Here is a 20,022-nt window from a genome sequence, read left to right as displayed (position 1 = left end):
GGGCGAGGCATCCGCTCTCGGTAGACTCGGTTCTCGTGTCTGATGCTCACGAGATCACTCCCGAGGCGGTGGATGCCGCCGTGCAGGCGGCGCTCGACGCCGTCGCCGCGGCCGGTGACACGGCCGCTCTGAAGGCCGCCCGCTCCGCCCACAGTGCTGAGGGGTCGCCGCTCGCGCAGCTCAACGCGCAGCTGCGCAGCGTGCCGAACGAGAAGAAGGCCGAGTTCGGCAAGCTCGTGGGCCAGGCTCGCGGTCGTGTGAACCAGGCCTTCGCCGCGCGCGAGGCCGAGCTCGCCGAGGCCGAGACCGCCGCCCGGCTCGAGGCCGAGCGGGTCGACATCACGGCGCTGGCCCAGCGGGCGCGCGTGGGGGCGCGGCATCCGATCTCCCTCCTGCAGGAGCAGATCTCCGACATCTTCGTCGGCATGGGGTGGGAGATCGCGGAAGGCCCCGAGCTCGAGCACGAGTGGTTCAACTTCGATGCCCTGAACTTCGACGAGGACCACCCGGCGCGCCAGATGCAGGACACGTTCTTCGTCGACCCGGTGGAGCGTCATCTCGTGATGCGGACGCACACCAGCCCGGTCCAGGTGCGCTCGATGCTCGAGCGCGATCTGCCGCTGTACGTGCTGTGCCCGGGGCGTGTGTACCGCACCGACGAGTTCGACGCGACGCACCTGCCCGTCTTCACGCAGTTCGAGGGCATCGTCGTCGACAAGGGCATCACGATGGCGCACCTCAAGGGAACCCTCGACCACGCCGCCAAGGTGCTGTTCGGCGCCGAGGCGAAGACGCGGTTCCGGGCCAACTACTTCCCCTTCACCGAGCCGTCCGCCGAGCTCGACCTGTGGCATCCGACCTTCAAGGGCGGCGCGCGATGGATCGAGTGGGGCGGCTGCGGCATGATCAACCCCAACGTGCTGCGCGCAGCGGGGATCGACCCAGAGGAGTACTCGGGCTTCGCGTTCGGCATGGGCATCGAGCGGACGCTCATGTTCCGCAGCGACGTCCAGGACATGCGCGACATGGCCGAAGGCGATGTCCGCTTCAGCGAGCAGTTCGGAATGGTGGTCTGATGCGCGTCCCGCTTTCGTGGTTGCGTGAGTACGTCGACGTCCCGGCGGATGCGACGCCCGAGGATGTCCTCGCGGCGCTCGTGAGCGTCGGCTTCGAAGAGGAGGACGTGCACCGCTTCGAGCTGCAGGGGCCGATCGTCGTGGGAGAGGTGCTCGACTTCGTCGAGGAGCCGCAGTCCAACGGCAAGACGATCCGCTGGTGCCAGGTGCGGGTCGCGCCCGAAGGCGAGATCGCGGCCGACGGCGGTGACGCCGTGCACGGCATCGTCTGCGGCGCCCGCAACTTCTTCGCCGGCGACAAGGTCGTCGTGACGCTGCCCGGCGCCGTGCTGCCCGGGCCGTTCCCGATCGCCGCGCGCAAGACCTACGGCCACGTGTCGGACGGCATGATCGCCTCGGCGCGTGAACTGGGCCTGGGCGACGAGCACAACGGCATCCTGCGCCTCGTCGAGCTCGGCATCGACGCTCCGGTCGGCACCGACGCCATCACGCTCCTCGGGCTGGACGACGTCGCCGTCGAGATCAATGTCACGCCCGACCGCGGCTACGCCCTGTCGGTGCGCGGTGTGGCCCGCGAGTACTCCCACGCCACCGGCGCCGCGTTCCGCGACCCGGGCGAGCGCGAGTGGGGCGAGCTGCAGCATCCCGCTTCCGGCTTCGCCGTCGCCGTCGACGACGCCCACCCGATCCGCGGCCGTGTGGGCGCATCGGAGTTCGCCGTGCGCATCGTGCGAGACGTCGACCCCACCAAGCCCACGCCGGCTTGGATGATCGCGCGGTTGAATCTGGCGGGCGTGCGCTCGCTCGGCATCCTGATCGACATCACCAACTATGTGATGCTCGAACTGGGCCAGCCGATCCACGGCTACGACCTCGACAAGCTGCAGGGCGGCATCACGGTGCGCCGCGCGACCGCGGGCGAGAATCTCGAGACCCTGGACGGCAAGGTGCGCACGCTCCACGCCGAGGACCTCCTCATCACCGACGAGTCGGGGCCGATCGGCCTCGCGGGGGTCATGGGCGGCGGCACGACCGAGATGAGCGATGCGACGCGCAACGTTCTCATCGAGGCGGCGGTCTTCGACACCGTCTCGATCGCGCGCACCGCCCGACGGCACAAGCTGCCCAGCGAGGCCTCCCGTCGCTTCGAGCGCGGCGTCGACCCGCTCATCCCGTTCGTCGCGGCCCGCCGCGTGGCCGACCTCATGGTCGAGTACGCGGGCGGCACGCTCGATACCGAGATGGGCGGCGCTCTGTTCACCACCGTCGAGATCGCAGGCATCGACCTGCCGCGCGGATTCGTCGAGACGCTCATCGGGGTCGACTACACGACCGGCGAGATCGTCGCCGCGCTCGAGATGATCGGCTGCGAGGTCTACGACACCGGCGACCATTGGTCCGTGCACCCGCCGTCGTGGCGCCCCGACCTCACCGACAAGTGGACGCTCGCCGAAGAGGTCGCCCGCATCGAGGGCTACGACCGCATCCCGTCGATCCTGCCCACACCGCCGTCGGGCCGCGGTCTGACGCACACCCAGCAGGGGCGCCGTCGCGTCGCGAACGCGCTCGCGGCCGCCGGCTACGTCGAGACGCCGTCGTTCGGCTTCACGACCGAGGAGCTCAACGACCTGCACGGCTCGGCCTCGGGCGACAAGCTGCCCAGCGTGAAGCTCGCCAACCCCCTCGACGGGCAGGCGCCGTTCCTGCGCCGATCGCTCGTGCCCGGCCTGCTTCAGGTCGCTCACCGCAATGTCGCACGCGGCCTCACCGACCTCGCACTCTTCGAGACCGGCGTCGTCTTCCTGCCGAAGCCGGGCGTCGCGTACGGCACGACCCACGTGCCGCCGCTGGCGGTGCGACCGGATGCCGCGACCCTGGCCGAACTCGATGCGTCGATCCCGCCGCAGCACCGCTTCGTCGCCGTCCTCCTCGCGGGCAACGTCGTCGCGAAGCAGCCCGGCACCGCGCCCGTCGCCGCGGAGCTCGGCGACGCGCTCGACGCGGTGCGCGCCATCGGCGCCGCGGCCGGCGTGTCGATCGACGTCGCCCAGGGGCAGCGCGCCGCGCTGCACCCGGGACGCACCGGAGCGCTGTCGGTCGCGGGCACCGAGGTGGGCTACGTCGGCGAGCTGCTGCCCGCTGTGGCAGAGGCATCCGATCTGCCCGGTCGCGTGATCGTCGCCGAACTCGACCTGGATCTGATCCTCTCCCTCGCCGGCGAGCGTGTCGTCGCGGCGTCGCTGTCGGGATACCCGGCCGCCACGCAGGACGTCTCCCTCGTGGTCGCCGCCGACCTGCCGGCCTCCGAGGTGCGCGCGGCACTCCTGGAGGGAGCGGGCGAGCTGCTCGAGTCGCTGCGCCTCGTCGACGACTACCGCGGTCAGGGCATCGAGGCGGGCACGAAGAGCCTCACGTTCGCGCTGCGCTTCCGTGCTGCCGACCGCACGCTCACCGCCGCTGAGGCGACCGAGGCGAAGCTCGCGGGCGTCGCCGCGGCCGCCGAGCGCTTCGGAGCGACGCTGCGCGAGTAGCCGGTGCCCTCGCGTGAGGGTCCGGCCGAGTCAGGGGCTGCCCCAGTTTCACGCGGCGTCGGGTGGAGGCATCAGCGGCTGCCCCAGTTCCACGCCGGGCGGTCGAGCACACCCTGACCGGCGATGCGCGTGCCGTCGGGGTGCGGTTCGAGGCGGTGCGTGAGCGCTCCGGCGCGCTCCAACGGCGCCGAGAGTCCCTCGGCGTGCGTCACCACGAGCACTTGAGAGCGAGCGGATGCTTCGGCCACGAGCTCGGCGAGCGGGTCGAGCAGGTCGGGGTGCAGGCTGGCCTCGGGCTCGTTCAGGACCATGAGTGGGGCCGGGCGTGCCGGGAGCAGCGCCGCGCACAGCAGGAGGTAGCGCAGTGTGCCATCGGACAGCTCGCCGGTCTCGAGCGGCCGCAGCAGGCCCGGCTGGCGCATCACGAGGCGGAACCGCCCGTCGGAGGCCTCGACGCTGATCTGTGCGCCCGGGAAAGCCCGAGCGACCGCGGCGTCGAGGGCTCGGCCGTGCCCGGCGTCGTGGATCGTGGCCCAGACCGCGGCGATGTTCTCGCCGCCGTGCGCCAGCGTGGGGGAGCGGGTGCCGACCTGCGGCTGGCGAGCCGGCGCGTCGACGTCGACGCGGAAGTGGTCGTAGAACCGCCAGCCGCCGAGCGTGCGTCGCAGCGACAGCAGCTCGGGTGCCGTGTCGCCGTCGGCGAGGTCGGTGACGATGCTCTCGAATGGCGCGAGCTGCTGGGCGAGGGCGACCCAGGTGCCGTCCCTGACGCGGGTCGCACCGCGCAGGCGGTCGATGAGCAACGTCGCCGGCTTCGCCACGGGCCCGGCGAACACCTGCTCGCGCTTGAGCTCGGGATCGCGAGCGAACAGGCTGCGCTGGTCGACCTGCGGGATGCCGAGGTCGACGAGGTACCCCAGTTCATCCGAGGCGAACCCCAGTCGCACCGCGATCGGGCCCGACCGCACAGTGCCCTGTGTGCCGCCGTGTTCGGGGCCGGCCCAGAGCAGCGACGGCAGTCCACCCTCACGGGCGACCGAGGCCACCAGCGATCCGGTCGCCGTGGCGGCGAGGAGCCGCAGGGAGCGGTAGAGGTTCGACTTGCCCGACCCGTTCGGCCCGGTGATCACGGTCAGCGCGCCGAGCGGCAGCACGACGTCGCGGAGCGAGCGGTAGCCCGAGACGGCGACGGTGGTCAGCATCCCGCCATCCTGGCAGGGGCCTCCGACGCGCCGGTGTGCACAGCGTCGGTGATCCGCGTCGCCGATCGGCCGCCGGGCCGGTACGGCGCCGGATGGCACCCGGATCGCCGACGTTGTGCACAACACCTCGCCGGCCCCGCGGACCCGGCCGCTCTGCGCACCGATAGGGCAGCCGGAGAGGAGTCGCGCCGAGGCGACGCTGACAGCGGAACGGGTGCCGCGCGGGGTCCGCTCTGATTGGGTGGGACCATGACCGACGTACTGGTGCTGGGTGGCACGGGCTGGCTGAGCGGGCGCATCGCGGAGAAGTGGACGGATGCGGGGGCATCCGTCACCTGCCTCGCCCGAGGCGCGCGACCCGCACCGTACGGCACGCACCTCGTGACTGCAGACCGCGACGAACCGGGCGCGTACGACGAGGTGGCGTCGCGCGACTGGGACGAGGTCGTCGACGTCTCGTCGAAGCCGGTCCACGTCGCCGCCGCGCTCGACGCCCTCGCCGAGCGCGGCAAGCACTGGACGTACATCTCGACGGTGTCGGTGTACGCCGAGAACGACGAGCCGGGCGCGGACGAGTCGGCCGACGTGCTGGCGCCCGCAGGACCCGACGAGGAGGAGGACTACGGTCGCGCGAAGGCGCGGGCCGAGGCATCCGTCCGTTCCGTCATGGGACACCGCGCGGCGATCGTGCGACCCGGCCTCATCGTCGGGCCGGGCGACCCGACCGACCGGTTCGGGTACTGGGTCGGGCGGTTCGCGCTCGCCGAAGGCGACGATGTGCTCGTCCCCGATGCCGCGGGCCGCGGGGAGCAGGTCATCGACGTCGACGACCTGGCCGAGTTCGTCCAGGGCGTCGGGCGGGAGCGGTGGACGGGCGTCGCGAACGCGGTGGGGGATCCGGTGCCGCTCGATCGTCTGCTCTCCGAAGCGCGGGAGGTCGCCGGGCATTCGGGGCGTCTCGTGACGGCGACGGACGACTGGCTCGAGGCGCACGGCGTCGCGTACTGGATGGGCCCGCGCTCGCTCCCGCTATGGCTGCCCGCAGGCATGCCGGGCTTCTGGACGCGCTCGAACGCGGCGTACCGCCTGCTCGGCGGCCGCGTGCGCCCCCTCACCGAGACGCTGCGGCGCACGCTGGACGACGAGCGCAAGCGCGGCCTCGACCGCGAGCGGAGCTCCGGGCTTTCGCGCGACGACGAGCTCGCCCTGCTCGCCGAGATGGGGTAGCGAGCGCGAGACGGCGCGTCTGCGACGAGACGTCGCCAGCCGCGGGTCGTCTCGTCGCAGAAACGTCGTCTCGCGACGGGTGCCACCCGTGGCGCCTCGTCAGGTCGCAGCGACGTCGTGTCACGCGGTGACACCGGATTTGCGGATGCCGCGGCCCGGCGGCTATCGTCGCGGCATGCCTTCGGTCGCCCAGGGACTCGTGACGCTCGCTCCGAGCGCCGCCCCTGCGCGCCGACGCCGTCTGGGCGAGCGCCGACTGTAGGCGACCCTGCACGCCGTCCTCCCGGACGTCTGCGAGCGGGCGTCGCCGTCTCCGGCCCCCGCACCCAGACTCTAAGGTGGAATCCATGACATATTCGGTCGCCGTCTCCGGCGCATCCGGCTATGCGGGCGGCGAGATCCTGCGGATCCTCGCCGCGCATCCCGACGTCGAGATCCGCACCGTCACCGCGCACTCGAACGCGGGACAGCCGCTCATCCAGCACCAGCCCCACCTCCGCTCGCTCGCGCACCTCACGCTCACCGAGACGACGCCCGAGATCCTGGCCGGGCACGACATCGTGTTCCTGGCGCTCCCGCACGGGCAGTCGGGGCAGTACACCGACGCACTCGGCGACGCGGCCCTCGTGATCGATGCGGGCGCCGACCACCGCCTCGAGTCGGCCGCCGACTGGGACACCTTCTACGGCGGCGACTTCCACGAGCCCTGGGTGTACGGTGTGCCGGAGCTCCTGACAGGCGGCGCCAAGCAGCGCGAGCGGCTGGTCGGGGCAACCCGCATCGCCGCCCCCGGCTGCAACGCGTCGACCGTGTCGCTGAGCCTCGCGCCGGGCGTCGCCGCAGGCGTCATCGACGCCGGCGACATCGTCACGGTGCTCGCGGTCGGACCGTCGGGCGCCGGCAAGGCCCTCAAGCCGAACCTCCTCGCGAGCGAGATCCTCGGCACTGCCAACCCGTACGCGGTCGGCGGCACGCACCGGCACATCCCCGAGATCCGGCAGGCGCTCGCCGCCGCCGGCGCGCCGGCCGACGGCATCCGCATCTCGTTCACGCCCGTCCTCGTGCCGATGGCCCGCGGAATCCTCGCCACCTCGACCGCCCCGATCGCGAACGACGCGACGGATGCCGAGATCCGCGCCGCGTGGCAGTCGGCGTACGGCGACGAGACGTTCGTGCAGCTGCTGCCCGCGGGCGAGTTCCCCCGCACGGCGGACGTCCTCGGAGCCAACACCGCGCTGATGGGCCTCGCGATCGACCGCGCGGCGAACCGTGTCGTGGTCGTCACCGCCGTCGACAACCTCGTGAAGGGCACGGCCGGGGCCGCCGTGCAGTCCATGAACATCGCGCTGGGACTCGCCGAGGGCACCGCGCTCAGCGTGAACGGGGTGGCCCCGTGACCATCGTGAGCCGACAGACTCGGTCCGGCGTACGAGGCTCGAAGGGAATCGCGCCGTGAGTGTAACCGCAGCACAGGGATTCGAGGCGGCCGGCGTCGCCGTCGGCCTGAAGTCGACCGGCAAGCCCGACGTCGCGGTCGTCGTCAACCGCGGACCGCTCAAGGTCGGCGCGGCGGTGTTCACGTCGAACCGCGCGAAGGCCAACCCGATCATCTGGTCGGAGCAGGCCGTCAAGGACGGCGTCGTCGAGGCCATCGTCCTGAACTCGGGCGGCGCCAACTGCTTCACCGGCTCGTTCGGCTTCCAGACCACGCACCAGACGGCCGAGAAGGCCGCCGAACTGCTCGGAGTGAGCGCCGGCGACGTGCTGGTCTGCTCGACGGGCCTCATCGGCACCGGCGACGAGACGTTCCGCGCGAAGGTGCTCGCAGGCACCGAGCAGGGCATCGCCGAGCTGTCCGCGCACGGCGGGGAGGCGGCATCCCTCGCCATCATGACCACCGACTCGCGTCCCAAACGAGCCGCCGTCACTCGTGACGGATGGTCCATCGGGGGAATGGCGAAGGGGGCCGGGATGCTGGCGCCCGGCCTCGCCACCATGCTCGTGGTCATCACGACCGACGCCGTGCTCGACGCGGCCCAGGCCGACGCCGCACTGCGGGCGGCGACGGGCCGCACCTTCGACCGCCTGGACTCGGACGGCTGCATGTCGACGAACGACCAGGTCACGCTGCTCGTGAGCGGAGCCTCGGGCATCGCACCCGACCTGGACGACTTCGCGGCAGCGCTCGCCGAGGTGAGCGCCGACCTGGCGAAGCAGCTGCAGGGCGACGCCGAGGGCGCGAGCCACGACATCACGATCGAGGTGCGCGGCGCTGCGTCCGAGGAGGATGCGGTCGAGGTCGGGCGGTCGGTCGCCCGCAACAACCTCTTCAAGGCGGCGATATTCGGCAACGACCCGAACTGGGGGCGCGTGCTCGCCGCGATCGGCACGACGGCCGCGGCGTTCGACCCCTACGACGTCGACGTCTGGATGAACGGCGTGCGCGTGTGCTCGCAGGGCGGTCCGGATGCGCCGCGCGAGGACGTCGATCTCACCCCGCGGGCCACGGATCTGGTGATCGACCTCAAGGTTGGCGATGCGACCGCGACGATCCTGACGAACGACCTCACCCACGACTACGTCCACGAGAACAGCGCGTACTCCTCATGACCCAGATCCAGGACACCGATCCCGACGAGGCGAGCGTCAAGGCCGCCACGCTCATCGAGTCGCTGCCGTGGCTGCAGCGCTTCAGCGACCAGGTCGTCGTCATCAAGTACGGCGGCAACGCGATGGTGTCCGACGAGCTGCAGGACGCCTTCGCCGCCGACATCGCGTACCTGCGATACGTCGGCGTCAAACCCGTCGTAGTGCACGGCGGCGGCCCGCAGATCTCGTCGATGCTCGACCGCCTGGCGATCCCGAGCGAGTTCAAGGGCGGCTACCGCGTCACCTCGACCGAGGCGATCTCGGTCGTGCGCATGGTGCTGACCGGGCAGATCAATCCGCAGCTCGTCGCCAAGATCAACGCGCACGGCCCGCACGCCGCCGGGCTCAGCGGCGAGGACGCCGGCCTCTTCGGCGGCCGCCGTCGCGGGGTCGTCATCGAGGGCGTCGAGCACGACCTCGGGCGTGTGGGGGACGTCGTCGAGGTCGACCCGCAGCCCGTGCTCGATCAGCTCGCCGCGGGGCGGATCCCCGTGGTGTCGAGCATCGCGCCCGACCTCGACCACCCGGGGCACTCGCTGAACGTGAACGCGGATGCCGCGGCATCCGCCCTCGCCGTCGCTCTCGGCGCCGCGAAGCTCGTCGTCCTCACCGATGTCCCCGGCCTCTACGCCGACTGGCCGAACCGCGACTCGCTCGTGTCGCACCTGACCTCGACCGAGCTCCGGGCGATGCTGCCCTCGCTCGAGTCGGGAATGATCCCGAAGATGCAGGCCTGCCTGGAAGCCGTCGAGGGCGGCGTCGAGACGGCCGCGATCATCGACGGGCGCGTGCCGCACTCGGTTCTCGTGGAGATCTTCACCAGCAAGGGAATCGGAACAGAGGTGGTCCTCGGATGACGTGGCAGGATGACGCGGGGCGCGACCTCGTCCGGAGTTTCGGCGAGCGGATGGCGATGTTCGTCCGCGGCGAGGGCTCTTACCTGTGGGACGCCGACGACAAGCGGTACCTCGACTTCCTCGCGGGCATCGCGGTCGACTCGCTCGGCCATGCCCACCCGGTGTTCGTCGACGCGATCAGCCGCCAGGCGGCGACGCTCGCGCACGTGTCGAACTACTTCGCGACGCCGCCGCAGCTCGCCCTCGCAGCCCAGCTGAAGCGCCTCGCGGGGACCGGCGACTCCGGCCGCGTGTACTTCGGCAACTCCGGTGCCGAGGCCAACGAAGCGGCGTTCAAGCTGGCACGTCTGCATGGTGGCGCCGAGCGGCCGCGCATCCTCGCACTGAAAGACGCGTTCCACGGCCGCACGATGGGCACACTGGCGCTGACCGGCAAGCCGTACATGCAGGAGCCCTTCCTGCCGATGACCCCCGGCGTCGAGTTCATCGACTCCACGATCGAGGCGCTCGAGGCCGCGATCGACGATCGCGTGGCCGCGCTGTTCGTCGAACCCGTCAAGGGCGAGGCCGGTGTGATCGACCTTCCCGAAGGCTACCTCCAAGCCGCGCGCGAGATCACCGAGCGTCACGGGGCGCTGCTCATCGTCGACGAGATCCAGACCGGTGCGGGCCGCACCGGCGCCTGGTTCGCGTTCCAGCACGCCGGCATCACCCCCGACGCGATCACGGTCGCCAAGGGCATCGGCGGCGGGTTCCCGATCGGCGCGCTCATCACGTCCGGCGCCGCGAGCGAGCTGTTCTACCCGGGCACGCACGGGTCGACGTTCGGCGGCAACGCGCTGGGCACGGCCGTTGCCGGCGCGGTGCTGGCCGAGATCGAGCGGGCCGGACTCGTGGCGAACGCAGCCGAGCGCGGCGAACAGCTGCGCGCGGCGATCCTCGGCATCGACTCGGCGCTGATCGGATCGGTGCGCGGACGCGGTCTGCTGCTCGGCATCGCGCTCACGCATCCGGTCGCCAAGGCCGTCGTGGCCGCGGCCCAGGAGCACGGCCTCGTGATCAACGCCCCGAACGACGAGACGATCCGCCTCGTGCCGGCCCTCACGATCGGCGATGTCGAGCTCGACGAGTTCGTCGAGCTGTTCACGGCGTCGGTGCGCACCGTCGAGGACACCCTGCTGCTCGAGACCCCCACGGAGGTCCACGCATGACCCGCCACCTGCTGCGCGACGACGATCTGAGCCAGGCCGAGCAGGACGAGATCCTCGACCTGGCGGTCGCACTCAAGAAGGACCGCTGGAAGCTCAAGACGCTCGAGGGCCCGCAGACCGTCGCCGTGATCTTCGACAAGTCGTCGACGCGCACGCGCGTGTCGTTCGCCGTCGGCATCGCCGACCTCGGCGGCTCGCCGCTCATCATCTCGACGGCCAACAGCCAGCTCGGTGGCAAGGAGACCCCCGCCGACACCGCGCGCGTGCTCGAGCGCCAGGTCGCAGCGATCGTGTGGCGCACCTACGCCCAGTCGGGGCTCGAGCAGATGGCGGAGGGCACCCGCGTGCCCGTCATCAACGCGCTGAGCGACGACTTCCATCCATGCCAGCTGCTCGCCGATCTCCTCACCATCAAGGAGCACAAGGGCGAGCTGAAGGGACTGACGCTCGCGTTCTTCGGCGACGGGATGTCGAACATGGCGCACTCGTACGTGCTGGCCGGTGTCACGGCGGGCATGCACGTGCGCGTCGCGTCGCCCGAATCGTACGCGCCGCGCGACGACGTGATCGCCGACGCCGACCGTCGCGCCGCCGAGACCGGCGGATCGGTCACGCTCTACACCGACCCCAACGAGGCTGCGGCCGGTGCCGACGTCGTCGTGACCGACACCTGGGTGTCGATGGGCAAGGAGGAGGAGAAGCTGGCGCGCCTGCGCGACCTCGGCGGGTACAAGGTGACGCAGGAGCTCATGGCGCTGGCCGAGGACGACGCGATCTTCATCCACTGCCTCCCCGCCGACCGCGGGTACGAGGTCGACGCCGAGGTGATCGACGGACCGCAGAGCGTCGTGTGGGACGAGGCCGAGAACCGGCTCCACGCCCAGAAGGCCCTGCTCGTCTGGCTGCTCCGCCAGGACTGAGCGCGTCGCGGTGGAGGGCGCCGGGTCGCCGAACGAACAGCGTCAGCAGCGCGAACCGAGCGCGCGGGATGCGTCCGAACGCCGGCCCGACACCGCATCGCGCGGCTGGCTGGTGTCCCGGTGGGAGCGCCTGAACGGACCGCAGCGCATCGCGGGGGTCGATCTCGCGCGCGGTCTGGCCGTGCTCGGCATGTTGGCGGCGCACCTGCTCTGGATCACCGAGCCCTTCGACTGGGCGGATGCCACGACCTGGATCGCCGTCGTCGACGGGCGCTCGTCGATCCTGTTCGCCACGCTCGCGGGGGTGTCGATCGGACTCGCGACGGGCGGCCGTACGCCGCCAGCAGGCGAGCAGCTGCGGAAGGCGCGACTGCGGCTCGTCGTACGCGCGATCCTCATCTGGCTGATCGGCATCTTCCTCGTCCTCACCGGCGTGCCGGTGTACGTGATCCTGCCCACGTACGCGCTGCTCTTCTTCCTCGCCGTCCCGCTGCTGACCCTCCGCACGCGGACGCTCCTGCTCGTGGCAGCGGTGCTCGCCGTCGTCATGCCCGTCGTGCAGGTCGCGATCGACGATCTTCCGCTGTGGCAGACGATGTCCGGCGTCGCGCTGTCCCGTGCGATCGGCTGGCACTACCCGTTCACGACCTGGATCGTGTTCCTCCTCGCCGGGCTCGGAGTCGCACGCGCCGGCATCCTGCGCACCTCCGTCCAGCTGTGGATGCTCGGCGCCGGTGCCGCGCTCGCCCTCATCGGATATGGAGCGGATGCCGCTAGCGCAGGCGACGACGCCGATCCGGCGTCGTTCGCCGAGGCGCTGTGGACGGCCGAACCGCACTCGACCGGGTTGCTGGAGGTCATCGGGTCGGGCGGGTTCGCGCTCGCCGTGATCGCGGCGTGCCTGCTGCTGTGCCACACGGCGCTCGTCTGGCTGGTGCTGCCGCTGCGCGCGGTCGGCGCCATGCCGCTCACGGCGTACGTCGGCCAGCTCGTGGTGTGGTGGCTGGTCGCGCTCGCCGTGCTCGACCGGCCGGGAGATCTGGCCGGCTTCCGTGCGCTCGAGCCCTTCTGGCCGCTCGCGATCACGACCGTCGTCGTGTGCACCGTGTGGGCTCTGCTGGTCGGGCGGGGTCCGCTGGAGTGGGTCGTCGACCGTTCCGCACGCCTCGTCGCCGACGTCACGCCGCGGGGCGACGACCTGAGGCCTCGGTAGGCTGGTCCGGTGAGCGACACCAAGGGCGACGGGACCAACGAGGGCGCGCTGTGGGGCGCCCGATTCGCGACGGGGCCGTCGCCGGAGCTGGCCGAGCTGAGCCGCTCCACGCACTTCGACTGGGACCTCGCGCTCTACGACATCGCGGGTTCGCACGCCCACGCCAAGGCGCTCGCGGCAGCGGGGTACCTCACGGCCGAGGAGGAGCGCGCGATGCACGACGGCCTCGACGCCCTCGCGCGGTCGGTCACCGACGGCACGCTGCGCCCCGCCGAGTCGGACGAAGACGTGCACGGCGCGCTCGAGCAGGCACTGATCGGCGAGGTCGGGGCTGAGCTCGGCGGAAAGCTTCGCGCCGGCCGGAGCCGCAACGACCAGATCGCGACGCTCGTGCGGATGTACCTGCTCGACCACTCGCGCACCATCGCGCGCGACATCCTCCGCCTCGTCGACGCCCTGGTCGCGCAGGCCGAAGCGCACCCGGATGCCGTCATGCCGGGACGCACGCACCTTCAGCACGCGCAGCCCGTGCTGCTCGCGCACCACCTCCAGGCACACGCCTGGCCGCTCGTGCGAGATCTCGAGCGACTGGGGGACTGGTCCGTCCGTGCTGCCGTGTCGCCGTACGGCGGCGGCGCGCTCGCCGGATCGACTCTCGGCCTCGACCCGCAGCTGGTCGCCCGCGAGCTCGGTCTCGCGCGTCCGGCCGAGAACTCGCTCGACGGCACCGCCGCCCGCGACGTCGTCGCGGAGTTCGCCTTCATCACGGCGATGATCGGCATCGACGTGTCGCGGCTCGCCGAGGAGATCATCCTCTGGAACACCCGCGAGTTCCGCTTCGTCACGCTCGACGACGGCTACTCGACGGGCTCCAGCATCATGCCGCAGAAGAAGAACCCCGACATCGCCGAGCTTGCGCGCGGCAAGTCCGGCCGGCTCATCGGCAACCTGACCGGCCTGCTCGCGACGCTCAAGGCCTTGCCGCTCGCGTACAACCGCGATCTCCAGGAGGACAAGGAGCCGGTGTTCGACTCCGTCCGCACGCTCGAGGCGCTGCTGCCGGCGTTCGCGGGCATGATCGCGACGCTGCGGTTCCACACCGAGCGCATGGCCGAGCTCGCCCCGCAGGGATTCTCGCTGGCGACCGACGTGGCAGAGTGGCTCGTGAAGCGGGGCGTGCCGTTCCGCGATGCGCACGAGATCTCAGGCCACCTGGTGCGCGTCTGCGAGCAGCACGGCATCGAGCTGCACGAGGTCACCGACGCCCAGCTCACCGGCGTCTCGCCGATGCTGACTCCGGAAGTACGCGAGGTGCTCACCGTCGAGGGCTCGGTCGCGAGCCGCACAGGTGCGGGCGGCACGGCTCCGGTGCGAGTCGCCGAGCAGCGCGCGGAACTGGTCGAGCGGATCCAGTCCGCCGCACACGTGCTCGGCATCTAGTACCGACGAGCCGCGGTCACCAGATCGCGAGGCGCACGAGGCCGCCCACGACGCATGCCCAGAGCAGACTCGCGAGGGTGCCGATGATGAAACGCTCCCGCGCCTCGGCGGCGGCGAGTTCGGAGAAGCGTCCGATGCCCTTCACGGCGACGACCACGGCGAGCGCCTCGGGAAAGCCGACGATGATCGCGATCGCAACGCCGAGTCGCTCGAGGTAGCCGATCGTCGTGCCGCCGCGGAGCACCTCGCGCGCGGGGGCGTCGTCGGCGACGATCCCCGCCACGGTCGCAGGGCGCAGCAGGATTCCGCCGTTATCGCCCTCGGGCACCCGCCCGTGCGTCGCGACCTCGAGCACGCGCCGGGTCACGGGGCTTCCGCCCGCGGCCGCGAGGGCCGTGCCGAGAAGCGCGATGAACACCGCGATGAACGGCGGCACGTTGAACGGTGCGACCACGACCACCAGCAGGGCGAGGATGACGAGTCCCCCCGCGATCAGCAGCGGGATCTCGCGTGGGCGGCGGGTGGTGAGCACGACGAGGATCAGAGCGACGCTCAGGGTGACGAAGAGGAACAGCGACAGCGCGAGGGGGAGGAGCAGATCGGGGGGGATGACCATGCCGCTCAGTCTCGCACGCGGGTCGGACGGCCGACCGGCGATTCGAGGACGTGAGCGCGCCTCTGGAGGTTCGCCGAGGACGACGTCCCGCGTCAGCATCGGCGGACGATGGGCTCCTCGACATGGTCGACGCGCTACCGGCTGACCTGGTCGTCGAGCCGTGCGAGGAGTCGTCGCACCGCAGGCACGGCGGCCTCCTCCGTACGGAGCCCCGCGTTGCGTGCGCGCAGGCTGACCGCGCCCTCCGAGATGCCGAGTCGCCGCGCCGCATCGCGCTGGTTCAGGCCCTCCGCCAGCAGATCGTGCACTTCCCAGCCTTCGGCGGTGCGGCGGTCTCGCAGTTCGATGAGGAGACGGAGCAGGGCCTCGGGATCCTGTCCTTCCGAGCCGGCGGTGAGCGCGACACGGGTGGGTGCGCGCTTCGCGCGGTCCACCGCATCGCGCGCGTCGACGAAGGCCGGACCGCGCGCGGCGCGGACGTTCGCCGGCAGCGGCTCCTCGACCGCGCCGACCCCGATCCCCACACTCCACGTGCCCAGCCGGGTGAGCTGCAGGACGATCTCGAGGGCGCCGGCGGCATCGGCGATCGCGGTCTGGATCTCGTCGCCCGCGGTCCGTTCGGGGGCGAGCGAGAGTCGCGGCCCGGCCGCGGCGCTGATCGCGTGGAGGCCTGCGGGAACGAGGTCGTCGTTCGCCTGACTGTCTCGCTGGTCCGCCGTCACCACGAACATGACTTCTCCTTTTGCCTCAGGGCTGAAGTGAGATCAGTTTAGCCTGTGCGCATGATTTACATAAGCTCCCATGCTAAAAAGTGATTGATTAAGTGTGAGTGCTTATCCTGGGAATCGGTCTTCCCTCTGTCCGATGCTCGTGGGAGCGTGGTCGCCATGGCGAAGATGGAGCACTTCGAGATCCCGGTCGATGACATCGCGCGAGCGCAGGCCTTCTATCGGAGTGTCCTGGGGTACGAGTGGGAGCCGTGGGGCGACGAGATGGGCCTGCTGCGACAGCCCGATGGTGAAGGCGTGAACGGCGACCTCCACATGCGCGGCCCGACTCCGCACCCGACCGTTGTGTTCACTGTCGACAAGATCGAGGATGCCGTCGCTCTGGCGGTCTCCCACGGCGGAGAGCAGCTCGGCGAGATCGAGCCGATGGGCGAGACGGCACGATACGTCTACCTCAAGGACTCCGAGGGCAACATCATCGGCCTCTACGACGAGATCTCCGCTGCCTGACGCGCGGCGAGCTCGCCGCGGTACCAGGCGAGCTTCTCGGCGAGTCTGGCCTGCTGGGCCAGCAAGGCGTCGAGCTCGTGCTGGACCGCAGCAGCGTGCTCCTCGAGGAGGGCGACGCGGTCGGGCACGGTGGTCTCGTCACGGCAGAGCTCGCCATAGCGCCGCAGCTTGCCGATCGGTCGTCATGGATCCCAGGGTAGGACTTGACCTGGAGTGGACTCCAGGTTGCAGGCTGGATTCATGACCCCTTCGGCCTCCCCCACCTCCGCACTCGTCCTCGGCGCCATGATGTTCGGCACCGCCGTCGACGAGAAGACGTCCTTCGCGCTTCTCGACCGCTTCGTCGAGCGCGGCGGCGTCTGGATCGACACCGCTGACTGCTATGCCTTCTGGGCATCCGACGATGGGCGGGGCGGGGCGAGCGAGCGTGTCCTCGGGCGCTGGCTGGCCGGGCGGCCGGGTGTGCGCGAGCGCGTGAAGATCGCGACCAAGCTCGGTGCCGAACCGCTGTGGGCGGATGCCTTCCCACTGCGCCGTGAGGGTCTGTCGAGGCGCGCGGTGCGCGAGGCGTTCGCCGGCAGCCGCGAACGACTCGGACTCGAGTCGGTCGATCTGCTGTGGTTGCACATGGAAGACCGCGCGACGCCGATCGAGGAGACAGTCGAGGCGCTGGCCGAACTGACCGAGAGCGGACGCGTCGCGCGGGTGGGAGCATCCAATCACCCCGCCTGGCGGGTCGAGCGCGCTCGCGCCCACGCGCGGCACCTCGGCGCGTCGCCCATCGACGCCCTGCAGCACAACAGCACGTACCTGCGGCCGCGTCCCGGCACGAACCCGACCAATCACCCGTTCGGCGTGCTGAGCGACGAGCAGCGCGACTATGCCCAGACGCACGGGCTAGAGGTGTGGGCCTACACGCCGCTGCTCTCGGGTGCCTACGACAACCCGACCAAGCCGATCTCCGACATCTACGACCACCCGGGCACGACGGCGCGGCTCGAAGCCCTCGACGAGGTGGCGGCCGAGCTCGGCGCCTCGCGCGGACAGACGGTGCTGGCGTGGCACGTCGCTCGCGGCATCCGTCCCATGCTCGGCGGCAGCAAGCTCGAGCAGCTCGATGTCGCGATGGACGCCGTGCGGATCGAGCTCTCGCCCGAGCAGCTCGCGCGCCTCGACGAGCCCGTCTGAGAACGGGACGGGGGCGCCGCGCTGATAGCCTGGCACGCGTGTCGAACAGCTCTGTGAGCGCGACCGCCCCCGCCAACGACCCGTCGTTCGAGAACGTCTGGGATGAGCTGGTGTGGCGCGGACTCGTGCATGTGTCCACCGATCAGGAGGCGCTGCGCGCCCTTCTCGCCGGCGACCCGATCACGTATTACTGCGGCTTCGACCCGACCGCGCCGAGCCTGCACCTGGGGAACCTCGTGCAGCTGCTCACGATGCGCCGGCTGCAGCTCGCCGGACACAAGCCGCTCGGTCTCGTCGGCGGTTCGACCGGGCTCATCGGCGATCCCCGCCCGACGGCGGAGCGCACGCTCAATGAGCGCGAGACCGTCGAGGAGTGGGTCGGCTACCTGCGGGCACAGGTCGAGCGGTTCCTGAGCTTCGAGGGCGAGAACGCCGCCCGCATCGTGAACAACCTCGACTGGACGGCGCCCCTCTCGGCGCTCGACTTCCTGCGCGAGATCGGCAAGCACTACCGCGTCGGCACGATGATCAAGAAGGACGCCGTGGCCGCACGCCTCAACTCCGAGGCCGGCATCAGCTACACCGAGTTCAGCTACCAGATCCTGCAGGGCATGGACTACCTCGAGCTGTACCGTCAGTACGGCTGCGTGCTGCAGACCGGCGGCAGCGACCAGTGGGGCAACCTCACGAGCGGGACCGACCTGATCCATCGCGTCGAGGGCGTGCACGTCCACGCGATCGGCACGCCGCTGATCACGAACAGCGACGGCACCAAGTTCGGCAAGAGCGAGGGCAACGCCATCTGGCTCGACCCCGCGATGTGCAGCCCGTACCGGATGTACCAGTTCTGGTTGAACACCGACGACGCCGACGTGATCGCGCGGCTCAAGATCTTCACGTTCCTCACGCGCGACGAGATCGAGGAGTACGAGCGACTGGTCGCGGCCGAGCCGTTCCGGCGCGAGGCTCAGCGCCGCCTGGCCCGCGAGGTCACGACGTTCGTTCACGGAGTGGATGCCGCAGCCGCGGTCATCGCGGCATCCGAGGCGCTGTTCGGTCAAGGCGACCTGACGGTTCTCGACGCCGGGACGCTGCGCGAGGCGCTCGAGGAGCTGCCGAACGCCACGGTCGCATCGGGCACCGGCGTGCTGCAGGCACTCGTCGACACCGGACTCGTCTCGAGCCTCTCCGAAGGGCGGCGGGCGATCGCCCAGGGCGGCGTGTCGCTCGACGGTGTGAAGGTCGACGAGTCGGCTCTCGTGACCGGTGACCTGCCCGGCGGGGTGTCGGTGCTGCGCCGCGGCAAGAAGACGCTCGCCGGCGTCTTCGTGAACGGCTGATCCCGCAGCGGCATGCCCTTCACGCCGAGCCATGCGGTCGTCGCGCTGCCGTTCATCCGCACGCCGCTGGTGCCGGCCGCGATCGCGATCGGTGCGATGGCACCCGACCTGCCGCTCTTCGTGCGCGGGCTGCCGCTCCACTACGGCGTGACGCACGACCTCATGTGGCTCCCGGCGACGGTGCTGCTCGCGCTCTTTCTGCTGCTGGTCTGGCGATCGGTGCTGCGGCCGGCAGCGCGTGAGCTCTCGCCGGGTGGGCTCGCCTCGCGTCTGCCCGCGGTGTGGGATCGGGGCGCGCTCGACGGCGTTCGCGAGACGTTCGCTGTGACGCGGGTGGACTCCGACGCCCGCGGGGCGCGCTGGCGGGTGCGCTGGGCCGGCATCCTGCTCCTCGTGCTGTCGCTGGTCATCGGCGTGGTGACCCACATCGTGTGGGACCTGTTCACCCACGAAGGACGCGGGGGAGTGGCGGCGATCCCCGCGCTCGCCGAGCAGTGGGGCCCGCTGCTCGGGCTCAAGTGGCTCCAGCACGGATCGAGCGTCGTGGGGCTCTCGATCATCGGTGTGTGGGGACTGCTCTGGCTGAAGAGAGCGGATGCCGCGCCCGCGGTCGATCGCGCGCTGCCGTCATGGCTGCGGGCGACGTGGTGGGCCTCGCTTCCGATCGTGCTCGTCGGCGCGTGGTTCGCCGGACTCGCAATGCTCGGACCACTCACGACGGAGTTCACGATGCAGCACCTGGCGTACCGGGTGCTGCCGCCGGCGTGTGCGGTGTGGGGGGTGCTGACCGTCGTGCTCTGCGTGGTGGTTCAGCTGGGGCGAGCACGGCGCCGTCGTTCGGCCGTCCCGAACTGAACCGCCGGGCGATCAGGGGTTCTTCTCGCGCGCACGTGAGCGCGTCCACGCGCGACACGCCCGGGCTGCGCCGCCGATTCGACGTGCGGGCGGGGCTCGCGTAATGTTCTTGTTGTTCGCCCCAAAGGGTAGAGCGGAAGGCCGGAAGGCCTGGCTCCCCTCAAGCAGCGAACCACCCCCACCACCATGATCCGCTTCGGCAGATCTCCGGCTCGCCGGACCGGTGGGAGCCTCGCTCCGAGGGATCCTGTCAAGTTGACGCGATCGCGACGGCGAGATAAGATTGTGAAGTTGCCCAGTTGGTGCGGCGGGTCAGAGATCCGTCGTGCGCTGGAGCGTCCGATCCTTGAGAACTCAACAGCGTGCACTTGTCAAATGCCAATTAACCTCGTCGGTCATTTTTTGATCGTTTGAGATTCCTTTGGATCAAGTCCAGCCTCTTTTTGGGGTTGGCGTATG

18 protein-coding genes are annotated in these 20,022 nt (G+C 70.8%); 14 read left to right on the top strand and 4 right to left on the bottom strand.

Going from position 1 to position 20,022, the window contains the following annotated elements; translation table 11 throughout:
- The first annotated feature begins 35 nt into the window (after positions 1-35).
- Both pheS and pheT read left to right on the top strand, forming a co-directional pair.
- Positions 36-1,076, top strand: a complete 1,041-nt coding sequence (pheS, locus tag MK786_RS15040) for a phenylalanine--tRNA ligase subunit alpha (RefSeq protein WP_241113055.1) — start codon at positions 36-38, stop codon at positions 1,074-1,076.
- Positions 1,076-3,607, top strand: coding sequence for a phenylalanine--tRNA ligase subunit beta (gene pheT, locus MK786_RS15035; protein WP_241113054.1), 2,532 nt, complete (start codon positions 1,076-1,078; stop codon positions 3,605-3,607). The genes pheS and pheT overlap by 1 nt, the downstream gene beginning before the upstream one ends.
- A 71-nt stretch (positions 3,608-3,678) precedes the next feature.
- Here the strand turns inward: pheT and MK786_RS15030 are convergent, their stop codons facing one another.
- Positions 3,679-4,809, bottom strand: coding sequence for an AAA family ATPase (locus MK786_RS15030; RefSeq protein WP_241113053.1), 1,131 nt, complete (start codon positions 4,807-4,809; stop codon positions 3,679-3,681).
- A gap of 249 nt (positions 4,810-5,058) precedes the next feature.
- Between MK786_RS15030 and MK786_RS15025 the strand changes: the two genes are divergently transcribed.
- The 8 genes from MK786_RS15025 to argH all read left to right on the top strand — a co-directional run bounded on the left by MK786_RS15025 (position 5,059) and on the right by argH (position 14,326).
- The gene (locus MK786_RS15025; RefSeq protein ID WP_241113052.1) at positions 5,059-6,036 is read left to right on the top strand and encodes an NAD-dependent epimerase/dehydratase family protein; all 978 of its coding nucleotides are present in this window, start codon (positions 5,059-5,061) and stop codon (positions 6,034-6,036) included.
- Between the two features lie 347 nt (positions 6,037-6,383).
- Positions 6,384-7,433, top strand: coding sequence for an N-acetyl-gamma-glutamyl-phosphate reductase (gene argC / locus MK786_RS15020; RefSeq protein WP_241113051.1), 1,050 nt, complete (start codon positions 6,384-6,386; stop codon positions 7,431-7,433).
- 55 nt (positions 7,434-7,488) lie between these two features.
- Complete coding sequence (gene argJ / locus MK786_RS15015; protein WP_241113050.1) at positions 7,489-8,646, top strand: bifunctional glutamate N-acetyltransferase/amino-acid acetyltransferase ArgJ; 1,158 nt, start codon at positions 7,489-7,491, stop codon at positions 8,644-8,646.
- On the top strand, positions 8,643-9,542 hold the full coding sequence (gene argB / locus MK786_RS15010; RefSeq protein ID WP_241113049.1) for an acetylglutamate kinase: 900 nt from the start codon (positions 8,643-8,645) through the stop codon (positions 9,540-9,542). The genes argJ and argB overlap by 4 nt, the downstream gene beginning before the upstream one ends.
- Positions 9,539-10,753: an acetylornithine transaminase gene (locus MK786_RS15005; RefSeq protein ID WP_241113048.1), complete on the top strand. Its 1,215-nt coding sequence runs from the start codon at positions 9,539-9,541 to the stop codon at positions 10,751-10,753. The genes argB and MK786_RS15005 overlap by 4 nt, the downstream gene beginning before the upstream one ends.
- On the top strand, positions 10,750-11,673 hold the full coding sequence (gene argF, locus MK786_RS15000) for an ornithine carbamoyltransferase (protein ID WP_241113047.1): 924 nt from the start codon (positions 10,750-10,752) through the stop codon (positions 11,671-11,673). The genes MK786_RS15005 and argF overlap by 4 nt, the downstream gene beginning before the upstream one ends.
- Positions 11,674-11,785: 112 nt before the next feature.
- Positions 11,786-12,886, top strand: a complete 1,101-nt coding sequence (locus MK786_RS14995) for a heparan-alpha-glucosaminide N-acetyltransferase domain-containing protein (RefSeq protein WP_241113046.1) — start codon at positions 11,786-11,788, stop codon at positions 12,884-12,886.
- A 9-nt stretch (positions 12,887-12,895) separates the two neighbouring features.
- Positions 12,896-14,326 (top strand): argininosuccinate lyase, encoded by a 1,431-nt coding sequence (gene argH / locus MK786_RS14990; RefSeq protein ID WP_241113045.1) that lies wholly within the window; start codon positions 12,896-12,898, stop codon positions 14,324-14,326.
- A 16-nt stretch (positions 14,327-14,342) separates the two neighbouring features.
- On the opposite strand, the gene MK786_RS14985 is transcribed toward argH, so the two are convergent.
- Both MK786_RS14985 and MK786_RS14980 read right to left on the bottom strand, forming a co-directional pair.
- Positions 14,343-14,942: a hypothetical protein gene (locus MK786_RS14985; RefSeq protein ID WP_241113044.1), complete on the bottom strand. Its 600-nt coding sequence runs from the start codon at positions 14,940-14,942 to the stop codon at positions 14,343-14,345.
- A 134-nt stretch (positions 14,943-15,076) separates the two neighbouring features.
- Positions 15,077-15,673: a SatD family protein gene (locus MK786_RS14980; protein ID WP_241113043.1), complete on the bottom strand. Its 597-nt coding sequence runs from the start codon at positions 15,671-15,673 to the stop codon at positions 15,077-15,079.
- Between the two features lie 156 nt (positions 15,674-15,829).
- Between MK786_RS14980 and MK786_RS14975 the strand changes: the two genes are divergently transcribed.
- Positions 15,830-16,180: a VOC family protein gene (locus MK786_RS14975; RefSeq protein WP_241113042.1), complete on the top strand. Its 351-nt coding sequence runs from the start codon at positions 15,830-15,832 to the stop codon at positions 16,178-16,180.
- On the opposite strand, the gene MK786_RS14970 is transcribed toward MK786_RS14975, so the two are convergent.
- On the bottom strand, positions 16,156-16,308 hold the full coding sequence (locus MK786_RS14970; RefSeq protein ID WP_241113041.1) for a hypothetical protein: 153 nt from the start codon (positions 16,306-16,308) through the stop codon (positions 16,156-16,158). The genes MK786_RS14975 and MK786_RS14970 overlap by 25 nt on opposite strands.
- 112 nt (positions 16,309-16,420) lie before the next feature.
- Here MK786_RS14970 and MK786_RS14965 point away from each other — a divergent pair, with 112 nt between their 5' ends.
- The 3 genes from MK786_RS14965 to MK786_RS14955 are packed head-to-tail and all read left to right on the top strand — an operon-like array spanning position 16,421 to position 19,563.
- Positions 16,421-17,368: an aldo/keto reductase gene (locus tag MK786_RS14965; protein ID WP_241113040.1), complete on the top strand. Its 948-nt coding sequence runs from the start codon at positions 16,421-16,423 to the stop codon at positions 17,366-17,368.
- Between the two features lie 38 nt (positions 17,369-17,406).
- Entirely contained in the window at positions 17,407-18,708 is a 1,302-nt protein-coding gene (tyrS, locus tag MK786_RS14960) for a tyrosine--tRNA ligase (RefSeq protein WP_241113039.1), read from the top strand.
- A 12-nt stretch (positions 18,709-18,720) separates the two neighbouring features.
- A complete protein-coding gene (locus MK786_RS14955; RefSeq protein ID WP_241113038.1) occupies positions 18,721-19,563 on the top strand; it encodes a DUF4184 family protein in 843 nt (280 codons plus the stop codon).
- Positions 19,564-20,022 lie beyond the last annotated feature (459 nt).

It is taken from the genome of Microbacterium sp. CFH 31415, assembly GCF_022538185.1.
Classification (GTDB): Bacteria; Actinomycetota; Actinomycetes; order Actinomycetales; family Microbacteriaceae; genus Microbacterium.
This window is presented reverse-complemented; position numbering and strand designations above follow the sequence as displayed.

What these genes read in the sequence shown, in the direction of transcription:
- MK786_RS15005 (WP_241113048.1), top strand. Translation starts at nt 9,539, where the DNA reads ATGACGTGGCAGGATGACGCGGGGCGCGACCTCGTCCGGAGTTTCGGC.
- MK786_RS14985 (WP_241113044.1), bottom strand. Translation starts at nt 14,942, where the DNA reads ATGGTCATCCCCCCCGATCTGCTCCTCCCCCTCGCGCTGTCGCTGTTC.
- MK786_RS14975 (WP_241113042.1), top strand. Translation starts at nt 15,830, where the DNA reads ATGGCGAAGATGGAGCACTTCGAGATCCCGGTCGATGACATCGCGCGA.
- MK786_RS14980 (WP_241113043.1), bottom strand. Translation starts at nt 15,673, where the DNA reads ATGTTCGTGGTGACGGCGGACCAGCGAGACAGTCAGGCGAACGACGAC.
- MK786_RS14955 (WP_241113038.1), top strand. Translation starts at nt 18,721, where the DNA reads ATGCCCTTCACGCCGAGCCATGCGGTCGTCGCGCTGCCGTTCATCCGC.
- argB (WP_241113049.1), top strand. Translation starts at nt 8,643, where the DNA reads ATGACCCAGATCCAGGACACCGATCCCGACGAGGCGAGCGTCAAGGCC.
- MK786_RS14965 (WP_241113040.1), top strand. Translation starts at nt 16,421, where the DNA reads ATGACCCCTTCGGCCTCCCCCACCTCCGCACTCGTCCTCGGCGCCATG.
- argC (WP_241113051.1), top strand. Translation starts at nt 6,384, where the DNA reads ATGACATATTCGGTCGCCGTCTCCGGCGCATCCGGCTATGCGGGCGGC.
- MK786_RS15025 (WP_241113052.1), top strand. Translation starts at nt 5,059, where the DNA reads ATGACCGACGTACTGGTGCTGGGTGGCACGGGCTGGCTGAGCGGGCGC.
- pheT (WP_241113054.1), top strand. Translation starts at nt 1,076, where the DNA reads ATGCGCGTCCCGCTTTCGTGGTTGCGTGAGTACGTCGACGTCCCGGCG.
- argF (WP_241113047.1), top strand. Translation starts at nt 10,750, where the DNA reads ATGACCCGCCACCTGCTGCGCGACGACGATCTGAGCCAGGCCGAGCAG.
- MK786_RS15030 (WP_241113053.1), bottom strand. Translation starts at nt 4,809, where the DNA reads ATGCTGACCACCGTCGCCGTCTCGGGCTACCGCTCGCTCCGCGACGTC.